This is a genomic window from Streptomyces sp. NPDC057877 (genome assembly GCF_042796855.1).
In the GTDB taxonomy this organism is placed as follows: domain Bacteria; phylum Actinomycetota; class Actinomycetes; order Streptomycetales; family Streptomycetaceae; genus Streptomyces.
Genome location: NZ_JBHVMS010000013.1, coordinates 56,304 through 68,148 on the forward strand (window position 1 = coordinate 56,304; position 11,845 = coordinate 68,148).

The 11,845-nt window shown below is 70.8% G+C and carries 6 protein-coding genes; 4 read left to right on the plus strand and 2 right to left on the minus strand.

The genetic code is table 11. The annotated features are described in order from the left end of the window. Positions 1–55: 55 nt before the first annotated feature. Complete coding sequence (locus tag ACFVQG_RS33500) at positions 56–1,273, minus strand: trypsin-like serine peptidase (RefSeq protein WP_383390863.1); 1,218 nt, start codon at positions 1,271–1,273, stop codon at positions 56–58. 202 nt (positions 1,274–1,475) lie between these two features. Beyond that, entirely contained in the window at positions 1,476–2,696 is a 1,221-nt protein-coding gene (locus ACFVQG_RS33505) for a trypsin-like serine peptidase (protein ID WP_383390865.1), read from the minus strand. A 335-nt stretch (positions 2,697–3,031) separates the two neighbouring features. On the opposite strand from ACFVQG_RS33505, the gene ACFVQG_RS33510 reads away from it, so the two are divergent. The 4 genes from ACFVQG_RS33510 to ACFVQG_RS33525 all read left to right on the plus strand — a co-directional run bounded on the left by ACFVQG_RS33510 (position 3,032) and on the right by ACFVQG_RS33525 (position 11,731). Continuing rightward, complete coding sequence (locus tag ACFVQG_RS33510; protein WP_383390868.1) at positions 3,032–6,838, plus strand: S8 family serine peptidase; 3,807 nt, start codon at positions 3,032–3,034, stop codon at positions 6,836–6,838. A 138-nt stretch (positions 6,839–6,976) separates the two neighbouring features. Next, positions 6,977–7,981: a helix-turn-helix domain-containing protein gene (locus tag ACFVQG_RS33515; protein ID WP_383390871.1), complete on the plus strand. Its 1,005-nt coding sequence runs from the start codon at positions 6,977–6,979 to the stop codon at positions 7,979–7,981. A gap of 1,001 nt (positions 7,982–8,982) precedes the next feature. Beyond that, positions 8,983–10,992: an IucA/IucC family protein gene (locus ACFVQG_RS33520; protein WP_383390873.1), complete on the plus strand. Its 2,010-nt coding sequence runs from the start codon at positions 8,983–8,985 to the stop codon at positions 10,990–10,992. Positions 10,993–11,032: 40 nt separating this feature from the next. After that, positions 11,033–11,731, plus strand: a complete 699-nt coding sequence (locus ACFVQG_RS33525; protein ID WP_383390875.1) for a GNAT family N-acetyltransferase — start codon at positions 11,033–11,035, stop codon at positions 11,729–11,731. Positions 11,732–11,845 lie beyond the last annotated feature (114 nt).

Here is an 11,845-nt window from a genome sequence, read left to right on the forward strand (position 1 = left end):
GAAGGCCCGCCCCTGGTGTGAGGGGCGCGCCTTCCGCGTGCTGCCGTGCGTGCGGTCACTGAGCGCCGTAGGTCTCGCTCATGTTCTCGTACAGCGCCTGCGCGTCCTGTCCCAGCTGGGGTCCGGCCAGCCAGGTGTTGTCGAGCGGGCCGATCGAGGTGTTGGAGACCAGCTTGGTCTCACCGTCGACCACCCGGAACCAGCCGCCGCCGGAGGAGCCTCCGGTCATGGTGCAGCCGATGCGGTACATCGTCGGCAGCGACGGGGCGAGCGACAGCCTGCCCGGCTCGTCCAGGCACTTGAACATCTTCAGGCCGTTGTACGGCGGTGCGGCCGGGTAGCCCCAGGCGCCCATCTGACCGGCCTCCGCCGCGGCCGGTGCGGAGAAGTCCACGTCCAGCGCCGCGCCGACGGTCTCCTCCAGCGACTTCGAGCCCTGCTCCGGCTGCACATGGAGCACGGCGTAGTCGTACGCCGCGCCCGCGCCGCCGGACTCCGAGCCGCCCTCGATCCAGCCGTTCGAGGTCGCGGCCCAGTCCGCCCACCAGTTGCCGTAGGGGGCGATCTCCTGCGGATTGGCGTTGGTCAGCTCCGCCTCGGACTTGCCGAGGTCGTTGTAGGCCGGGACGAAGGCGATGTTGCGGTACCAGCCGCCGCCACCGCCCGCGTGCACGCAGTGACCGGCCGTCCACACCAGGTTGGACTTGCCCGGGTTGTTGACGTCCTTGATCACCGTGCCGGAGCAGACCATCGACCCCTCGGGGGAGTCGAAGAAGATCTTGCCGACCGGTGCCGCGTTCTCGTGGTACGGCGTCTTCTCGGCCTGCGCCTCGACGGGCGCGGGCTCCGGGTCGCTGACGCCCTGGACCGAGGACTCGTCCTTGGTCGTCATGGTCTTGTCGGCCTCCTGGGCGGACTTCATCCGCTCGGGCTTCCAGAGGCCTTCGATCACCGGGTTGACGAAGTCCTTGGCCTCACTGAGCCACTTGTCCTTGTCCCAGTCCTGCCAGCCGCCGTCCTTCCAGGCGTCGACGTCGATGCCGTGCTCCTTGAGCCGGTCCGCGATGCCGCCCGGGATCTCGGCCTTGCCGTCGGCGCCGTCCGCGGCTCCGGACGCGGAGGCCGCGGCACCGGGGTCGCCGCCCGCGGTGTCCTCGTCGGAGCCGCCGCAGGCGGTGGCGGTGAGCGCCAGCGCGGCGACGAGACCCGTGGCGGCGAGCAGACGGCGCCGCCTGCCGCCGCGGTGGATGAAGGACGTAGGTAGTGAACGCATGGTGCGGTAACCCCCGTTGGAACACGTGCGTAAGCGCTGTGCTGTCACGTTGTCGCGATTGTCGCGATTGATGTCATGGAGTCGATGTCATGGACGTGCCAGGCAATCATGCCGTGCGGCTGGGGTCGAACGGCGGCGGGACGGTGAAGGTTTCCGTCGAACGCACGCCGCCGCACGAGCCCCTGCCGCGTCTACCGGTAGGTCACTGGCCCGCGAACTTCTCGCTGACCGAGTCGAAGACGCCCTTGGCCTCCTCGCCCAGCCGCGGACCGGCCAGCCAGCCCGCGGTGACCGGGCCGATCGAGGTGTTGGACACCAGCGCGGGCTTGCCGTCCGACCCCGTGGCCACCCAGCCGCCACCCGACGAACCGCCCGTCATCGTGCAGCCGATGCGGTACATGGTCGGGTCCGCCTCGTTCAGCGACAGGCGCCCCGGCTTGTCCTGGCACTGGTACAGCGTCTGACCGTCGTACGGCGGAGCCGCCGGGTAGCCGGTCGCCGTCATGTTCTCGATCCCCGTCACGGCCGGGGCGTTGAACTCCACCGGCAGCGCCGAACCGACCATCTCCTCCAGCGACTTGCCACCGGCGCCCTCCTCCGGCGTCACATGCAGCACCGCGAAGTCGTACGAGGCACCGTCACCGCCGGTCGCACCGCCCTGCTCGATCCACTGGTCCGAGGTCTGCACCCAGTCACCCCACCAGACGCCGTACGGAGCGACCTCCTCCTTCTTGGCGTTCGGCAGCTCCGCCGAGGACATGGCCGAGTCGTTGTACGACGGCACGAAGGCGATGTTGCGGTACCAGCCGCCGCTCTTGCCCGCGTGCACACAGTGGCCCGCCGTCCACACCATGTTCGACTTGCCGGGGTTCGCCGGGTCCTGCACCACCGTGGCCGAGCAGACCATCGTGCCCTCGGGCGAGTCGAAGAACACCTTGCCCGCCTCGGGCGCGTTGGAGTGGTACGACGCCGGTACGGCCTCGGCCTCCACCGGTGCCGGAGTCGGGTCGGTCACGCCCTGGTCGCCGGAGATGTCGTTGTCGACCTCCTGCTCGGGCTCCTCCGCATCCCGCATCCGGTCCGGGTCCCAGAGGTCCTCGATGATCGGGTTGATGAAGTCGTCGGCCTCGCGCAGCCAGTCGTCCTTGTTCCAGTCCTTCCAGGCGCCGTCCCGCCACTTGTCGATGTCGATCCCGTGCTCCTTGAGCCGGTCCTTGATGTCGTCCGGCAGCTGGAACTTGTCGTCGGCCCCGGCCGCCGCGGACGCCGCCGCGTCGACGTCCGCCCCACCGTCTCCCGACTCGCAGGCCGTGGCCGTCAGCGCGACCGCCGACACGAGGGCTACGGCGGCCAGCACGGGGGAGGTTCTGCGGCGCGTGCTCCTGGCCCGGCGAGCAGTGAACGACGGCCGTATGGATCGCATGGTGTAACTCCCCCTGGGGTGAACGGTCTCTGCCCTGCGGCGGACCACACTATGCGCTCGCTGTGGGTGACTGCCGACGGAACGGCAACGGTTCGGCTACAAGGCGTCTGACCTGGCCTTCGTCCAAGGGGTGTCCCGCTCCGCGGACTTGACGGCCCCGGTGGCCGCGCTGTCGCCGTTGTGACATGTCCCACCTGTGCCACCTGGAAAACGGTGACACCGCCTCCGGCCGCGGCGGATTCTGTGCAGCACCAACGGCACGGCACAACCGTGTGGACAGCCGGGAACCGCGGCGCCAACACGCCGTTCACCCATGACGGAAGGCACGGACACTCATGAGACGGATACGCCTCGCGGCGACCGTGGCGGCGGGGCTGACCCTGACCGTCGGGGCGGTGACGCCGGTGTCGGCGGGCACGGCCGACGGCCCTCGAGTGGCCAGGGGGGAGACGACGGTAACGGCGGCTGGGGAAGCAAGCGGGACTGCTGTCGCCGGAGCGGGTGCCAGTGCCACTGTGCGGCTGGTCACCGGTGACCGCGTGACCGTGGTGACCGGCGCGGACGGTCGGCGAGCCGCCTCGGTGGTGCCGGGGGAAAGGCGCACGGACGTGCTCTTCCGCACCATCGAGGAGGAGGGGCGGCTGACCGTCCTCCCCTCCGACGCGGCCGAACTGGTCGCGGCCGGACGGCTGGACCGCGGCCTCTTCGACGTCACCTCGTTGCTCGACCAGCACTACGACGAGGCGCACACCGACTCGCTGCCGCTGATCCTCGGCGATACCGCTGGGGTGGCGGACTCCGCGCTGCGCCGCCTGACCGCGCTGACGGCCGACGACGCCCCCCGGCGTCGGCTGGAGACCCTCGACGCCGAGGCGGTGCGGATCCCGGCGGAAGACCTCGGTGTCTTCTGGAAGCGGCTCGTCCCCGCCACGGGGGAGATGTCCTCCCGCGCGGCCACACCCAAGATCTGGCTGGACGGCCGGGTGAACGCCACGCTGGACCGCAGCACCGCGCAGATCGGCGCCCCCGAGGTGTGGAAAAGCGGGCTCAAGGGCGAGAACGTCAGGGTCGCCGTCCTGGACACCGGCGCCGACGCCGCCCACCCCGACCTGGCCGGACGCATCAGCGCGGCCGAGGACTTCTCCGGCAGTGGCGGCACCGGTGACGCCTTCGGCCATGGCACGCACGTCGCCTCCATCGTCGGCGGCTCCGGCGCCGCCTCGGGTGGCAGCCGCAAGGGCGTGGCGCCCGGCGCGGACCTGCTGATCGGCAAGGTCCTCGGCGACGATGGCTACGGCACCGAGTCCCAGGTGATCGACGGCATGGAATGGGCCGTCGCCCAGGGTGCCGAGGTCATCAACATGTCGCTCGGCTCCGCGGAACCCACCGACGGCACCGACCCGATGAGCCGCACCCTGAACGAACTCTCCGCCTCCTCCGGCGCGCTGTTCGTCGTCGCGGCGGGCAACGCCGGTCCCGGACCGGGCACCGTGGGCGCCCCCGGCGCCGCCGACGCGGCACTGACCGTCGGCGCCGTGGACCGTGACGAGTCCCTCGCCCCGTTCTCCAGCCGTGGACCGCGCCTCGGCGACGACGGGGTCAAGCCCGATGTGACCGCACCCGGTGTGGGCATCGTGGCGGCGCGCGCCCAGGGCACCACCATGGGCGAGATCGTCGACGGCACCTACGTCGCGGCGTCCGGGACCTCCATGGCCGCCCCGCACGTAGCCGGAGCCGCCGCCCTGCTCGCCCAGCAGCACCCCGACTGGACGGCCGAACAGCTCAAGAACGCCCTGATCAGCACCGCCCGCACGATCTCCGGCCAGCGCGTCACCGAGCAGGGCGGCGGCCGTATCGACCTGGCGGCGGCCGCCAAGGCCCCGGTGTCCGCCACCGGCACCGTCGCGCTCGGTTCCTTCAGCAGGGACGACACCGGCACCCGTACCAGAACCGTCCGCTACACCAACACCTCCAGCCGGAGCCTCACCCTCGACCTCAGCGCCCAACTCGCCACCACCGGCGGCCGGGAGCCGGGCGCGGGAACGCTGGCCCTGGGCTCGTCGTCCGTGACCGTCCCGGCCGGTGCCACGGCCGAGGTCCCGCTCAGCGTCGACCCGGCCCGCGCCTCCCAGGGCGACTACTACGGCTACCTGACGGCGACCGCCCCCGACGGTTCGGCCACCGTCCACACCACGCTGAGCCTGACCGTGCGCGGCCCCGTGCACGGGCTCAAGGTGGTGTCCTACGACAACACCGGCCAGCAGGTGGAGTCGCTCCCCATGATCTGGGGCGCCGACGGCTTCGTGGAGTACACCGACCGGGCGAACGCCGTCGCCGAGGTCGAGGAGGGCACCTACCAGATTGTCTCCGGCTCCACGGAGTACGTCGACGGGCGAGTGCTGCTCCGCCAGGTCATCCTCCCCGAGGTGAAGGTCACCAAGGACACGACCGCCGTCGTCGACCCCCGCAAGACGACCAAGGTCCAGATCCGCACCCCCCGGCCCGCCGAACAGCGCGGCGTCCTGAGCTTCCAGTCGTACCGCGAGATCGACGGCCACGGCTGGATCGACGGCACCATGTACTTCGACGGCATCGAGGGCGTCTACGTCAGCCCCACCGCCGAAGTCACCGAGGGCACCTTCGAGTTCGCCTCCCGCTGGCAGCTCGTCGCCCCGATGCTCAAGGCCGGGGTGGTCGGCGGCAGCGACGACCTGGGCGCCTACTACATGCCTCAGTCGCCGCCCTTCGACCAGCGCGGCGAACGGCTCACCGCGGTCGCCGCGGGCAGCACCTCCCACCCCGACTTCCGGGCGGCCCGCGGGAAGCTCGCCGTCATCACCGACGAGGAGGGCGTGACCGGACCCGCGCTGGCCGAGCAGGCGGCCGCCGCCGGTGCCCGTGGCCTGGTGGTGGTCCACTTCTCCGACAACGCCTGGACCCGGTGGACACCCGACGGGGAACGCTGGGCCCTGCCCCTCATCAGAATCGGCGCCGACGAGGGCGCGGAACTGCTGAAGCGCATCCAGAAGCGGACCACCACCCTGGCGATCACCGGCACGGCACGCAGCCCGTACCTCTACGACGTCATGCAGGTGTCCACCCAGCGCATCCCGGACCAGGTGATCCACACCGTCTCCGAGAAGAACAGCGCCGTCGTACGGTCGGTCTACGCCGACAACGGCGGCGAGCCCTGGGCGGCCGAACAGCGCTTCGCCCGGCGCCCCCACCAGGAGTTCACCTGGCTCCAGTACACCCGCCACGTACCGACCGCCTTCGAGCGCACCGAGTACGTCAGCGCCGGTGACACCGTGTGGGAGCACGTCGTGCACCACGAGACCGTCGGTGACGTGGACAGGCCCCTGAGCACCGGACTGCGGGACACGACCCGCACCTACCGGCCGGGCGAGCGGGTGAAGGAGACCTGGCAGGGCGCCGTGGTGCGTCCCTCGATCCCGCGCGGCGCCGGAACACCCTCCACCCGGGTCGGGGACAGCCTGCGGCTGCGCATCCCCGAGTTCACCGACGGCCAGGCCGGCCACTGGTCCCGACTGATCACCGGTGGCGGCGGCATCGGCGTCGGCGTTCGGGAGGCCCCGTCGGGCGACACGGCCAACGTCGAACTCTTCCGCAACGGTAAGAAGCTGACCGACGCCCCTGACGCCTGGCGGAACCTCGAGGTGCCGTCCGGCAGCGCCGTGTACCGGCTGCGCCTGGAGACCAGCCGCGGGTCGGAGGAGTGGAACCACGCCACGGCCACGGACACCTCCTGGACCTTCCAGTCCGCCCCGGCGGCGGAAGCGACCCGACTGCCACTGCTCCAACTCGACTACGGGGTGCCCGTCGACGAGCGCAACGCCGTGGGCCCCGGCCGCTCCCACTTGCTCGGCCTGACGGTCCGCCACCAGGACGGCCTGGCCGCACCGCGCGGGGTGGGCGTCCAGGTCGAGGTCTCCTACGACGACGGGCGGCACTTCACCAAGGTCCCGGTCAAGGGCAAGGGCGGGAACGCCTTCTCCGCCACCGTCAAGAGGCCGGGGCCGATACGCGGCGACGCCTTCGTGACCCTCCGCGTCACCGCCAAGGACGCTGCCGGAAACTCGGTTCGCCAGACCGTGACCCGCGCGTACACCCACCGCGGCTGACCCGGGGGCATCCTGCGGACGGGCGTGTGGCCACCAACCCGGCGGCCACACGCCCGCCCTGCGCACCACGGCCACCCAGTGTTGTACGGTATTCAACGATTGGCGTGACTGCATAGCGTCGAACCGCGGGAGGGCGCCTTGACGCTCCAGGCTGCCGGGATCACCGCATCCGAGGAAACCGTGTACCGCCTGCTGGTGGCCGCCGGATGGGCCTCGGCCCAGGAGATCGCCGACAGCAGCGGCCTCTCCCTCACCGACACCCACTCCGTTCTGGGCGGTCTCACCGCCAAGGGCATGGTCAGCCAGAGCGACGGCGTCCCCCTGCACTACCGGCCCACACCCCCCGACGTGGCGCTCGTCCCCCGACTGCAGCGCAGCACCGACGCCCTCAACCTCGCCCGCGCGGAGGCCACCGGACTGCTGGAGGCCTACCGCGAGACCATGCGCCGTCAGGACATCGGCCAACTCATCGAGGTCATCACCGGCGCCGAGGCACTGCGCCAGCACCTGCGGCAGATTCAGGCCGGCGCCCGCGACGAGATGCTGTGGTTCTGCAAGGCCCAGTACGTGGCGATGCCCTCGGGCAGCAACAGGGCCGAGTACGAGGCCCTGGCCCGCGGAGTCCACTACCGGGTGCTGTACGAAAAGGCCTTCTTCGACGACGAGGGCGCCATCGACAACGTCGCCGAAGGCGTGCGAGCCGGAGAGATCGCCCGAGCCGTCCCCCACTTGCCGCTCCGCCTGGCGATCGCCGACCGCGCCATCGCCATCTGCCCCCTCGTGCCCGGCGGGCCCCAGGGCAACCCGGAGGTGCCCACCGCCGCGCTGGTGCGCGACAGCAACCTGCTGGCCGCCCTGATCGCCCTCTTCGAACGCTACTGGGAGGACGGCGTCCCCCTGATCGTCGACGACAGCGGATCCGTCTCGGGCACGGACGGCTCCGGCGCCACCGACCCGCTCTCGGCCACCGACCGACGGCTCCTCTCCCTGCTCGTGGCAGGCGTCGCCGACAAGGCGATCGCGACCCAGATGGGACTCAGCCGCCGCACCGTCCAACGCCACATCCAACGCATGATGGAACTGGCCGGAGCGACGACGCGGATGCAGCTCGCCTGGCAGGCAGCCCGGCAAGGGTGGCTGTGAGGTGAGACCCTGTGCCGCCTCGGCCAGGTCACCCCAGACGCGGATCTCGAAGTAACCCGTAACCCGGTGAACGCACCGGTGTTGGTAGCGGTGAGCGGTCCGCCGCCCGGGGGCGTCCTCGTGCCCGGGACCGCCAAGGGCGGGGGCTTCGGTACCCCGGGTCCGGGTCTCCGGCCACCGGTCGGCCACGCCCGACTGCCGGTCATCCCATGCCTCGGGAGTAGCGGCCCCAAGGGAGCGCCTTACGGGGAGCGCGAGCCGCCAACTCGCCTCTGAGCTTCGGAAGGACGGGAAGTCGTGACCGTGACCGTGGGGAAGCCCCGCCGCCAGCCGACCCGCGACACGGCGGCCCGCACCTACGCACGCGCCCTGCCCATCGTGGCCGTCGAGTACTGCGGCGTCACACCGGACGTGATGATTCTGGCCAGAGCCATCGGGGGCAGCCTCCGACTGGCCGCCATCGTCCACCGCGACGACCTCAGTGACGGGGAGCCCGATGCCCCAAGCGCGGCAAGCGTCGGCTCCCGCAAGCTCTCCCACCTCCGCGCCCACCGCCTGGCATCCCCGTGCGCTGGCGAGGTACACGGCCGGGGACTGATGATCGGCGTGGCATTCACGGGCCCGGACACGGAGAACCGAGACCTCACACACGGAGCCGCCCAGCCTCCCGCCCCCGAGACCGCTGCCGCGGTTCACCGCGAGTGCCTCCACCGGGGCCTGATCGTCGGCCTCGGCGGCCGTTCCGCCCGTGTCCGCCGCCTCCTCCCAGTGCTGGCCATCAGCCACGAACAGACGGCGGCAGTACTTGACCGCTCCGCCGAGGCAGTGAACTCCGTGCTCCAGTCCAGCCCGCCATTGCCGCCGGAGCCACCGCCCTTTCACCTCACGCACTCCCACTCCCTCCCGATGCGCCTGCCCACCACAGACACACGCCCTCATCCCTGACCACGCGCCCCGGCACACCTCCACGCGACGTCGAACGACCGCTCAAGGGACCTGACGTGAACACCAGCTCCACACCCGACGGCAGCACCGGCAGCAGGGACAGCGCCGTTACGAGCACAGGCACCCGCCCTCGCCCGTCGCCACCAGCCGCCCTTACAGCGACCATGGCAGCGCCACCGGAATCCGTCCCCCGGCAGCACGGTGAGCGACCGTCGGCCACACGTTGGGACCAGACAGCCGCCGATCCCATGAATCACCCCGACCCGCACACCGTGGCCAACACCGCAGCTGTGGAAACCCTGTTGCGTTGCTGGGTGCGAGAAGCGGGCCTCCCCGCGCCCGCCGACGGCACCCTTCGAGTCCCCCTGCGGGCCACCGGCATCACCCTGCTCGCCACGGTCCACTACTGGTCCCCGACGGGATGGCACCGCTTCGGCCCGCTTTACCTGGCCGATGCGACGGAGCCCTCCGCGCCGGTAGACGCGGTCACCCTCGCGGCCCTGCTCTGCCGGGAGAGGGACACGGCTGCCTCAACTGCCTCCGCACAAGGCCCCAGCAACGGTGCTGACCTAGTCGCCCGGGTCGCCGACTCCGTCCGCCGTGTCGCCACCTTCATCAGCGACCGCAGAGAACCTCCGCCAAGCCAGTCCGACCGTTTCCTCACCGCCGAGCAGTCTCTTCTGCTCGGCCATCCCCTGCATCCGACGCCGAAGAGTCGCGAGGGCCTCTCCGAAGCCGAATCCCGGCAGTACTCACCCGAGTTGCACGGCTCCTTTCCGCTCCACTGGATCGCTGTAGCTCCCTCCGCACTCGCCGCCGACTCGGCCTGGACCGAGCGCGGTCGTCCCGTCCGGGCACCTCAACTCATCGCCCGACTCGCCGGTGCGGAACTCCGGTTGCCGGACGGCCGCGTCGCCCTGCCGCTGCACCCCTGGCAGTCGCGCGAAGTCCGACACCGTCCCGGAGTCGCCGACCTGTTCGACGCCGGACTGCTCCGGGACCTCGGACAACACGGTCCCTCTTGGCACCCCACCTCCTCCGTGCGCACCGTCTACCGTTCCGCCAGCCCTGCCATGCTCAAGCTGTCGCTCGGGCTGGAGATCACCAATTCCCGCCGCGAGAACCTCCGCAAGGAACTCCACCGTGGTGTCGAGGTCCACCGTCTGCTGCGCAGTGGTCTGTCCCAGCAGTGGCGGGCGGCGCACCCAGGCTTCGACATCGTCCGCGACCCGGCCTGGCTGGCCGTCGACGGTCCGGACGGCAACCCCGTGCCGGGACTCGACGTGATGATTCGCCACAACCCGTTCACACCGTCGGACGACATCTCCTGCGTCGCCGCCCTTGTCGCACCCCAGCCACGCTCCGAGTTCCGCCCCCCGTGGGACAGTCAGCCCGGCACCCACCCGGACACCGACGCCGGTCGACCGCAGAGCGGCAGGTCCGCCGTTCCATCCCGGCTGGCCGACGTCGTGACCCGCATCGCCGCCCGAACCGGCCGCCCACTCGAAGCGGTGGCTGCCGAGTGGTTCCTGCGCTACCTGGAGCAGGTCGTCAGGCCCGTACTGTGGCTGGACGGCGAGGCGGGCCTCGCCCTGGAGGCGCACCAGCAGAACACGCTGCTCCTGCTGGACGGTGACGGTTGGCCCACAGGAGGCCGCTACCGAGACAACCAGGGCTACTACTTCCGCGACTCCCGCCGCAAGGAACTCGACGCCCGACTGCCGGGTATCGGCGAGTGCAGCGACACCTTCGTCTCCGACGAAGTCACCGACGAGCGCTTCACCTACTACCTGGTGATCAACAACGTGCTTGGTCTCATCGGCGCGTTCGGTTCGCAACGTCTCGCCGACGAGGGACTGCTGCTCGCCGCCCTTCGCCACTTTCTGACCGGCCTCGCCGTGGGCCCGGCGCCGCTGCGCAGCTCCCTGCCCGCCCGTCTGCTCGACTCACCCGTCCTGCGCTGCAAGGCCAATCTGCTGACCCGACTGGACGGACTCGACGAACTCGTCGGCCCCGTGGACACCCAGTCCGTGTACGTCACCATCGCCAACCCCCTTCATTCCTGAGGAACATGCCCCACCCCCACCGACTGAGAGGAGCCTCGCCATGTCTCCCACCGGCACCAGCCCCAGCACGGACAACGAAGACACCCTGGACCTGCGACTGCCTGATGACTTCGTCGCACTCTTCGCCACGGAGGCGACGGACACCATCGAGGAGACGGTCGCCACAGGTGAGCTTCTGGACCACATGGCCGACTGGGGACCGACCCCCACACCCGCAGGCGTGCTCCATCTCCTCCCCGTGCGCGTCGAACGGGACCTCCCGCTCATCCACGGCTGGATGAACGACCCCGCCGTCTCGGCGTTCTGGAATCTGGCCGGACCCCGGGACACGACCCAGGACCACCTGCTGGCCCAGCTCAACGGCGACGGACGCAGCCTCCCCTGCGTCGGCATGCTCGACGGCACGCCGATGAGTTACTGGGAGATCTACCGTGCCGACCTCGACCCGCTGGCCCGCCGCTATCGGGCCCGGCCTCACGACACCGGTATCCACCTCCTCATCGGTGGTGCCGCCGACCGCGGGCGAGGGCTCGGCAGCACCCTGCTCAGAGCGGTCGCTGACCTCGTACTCGATAGACGACCCGCCTGCGCGCGTGTCGTCGCGGAACCCGATCTCCGTAACATTCCCTCCATGGCCGCCTTCCTGAGCGCGGGCTTCCAGTTCTTCGACGAGGTTGACCTGCCCGCCAAGCGGGCCGCCCTCATGCTCCGAGACCGGTCCCTGCGCGATCTGATGTAACGCCTCGCGATCGCGTATTCACTTCTGGTACACCGCTCGCGGCGATCCGGTTCCGACACCCGCCAATCTTTTTCGTGGCCGGCAGTCGGTCGGAACCCACCCCACTCCTCTCCT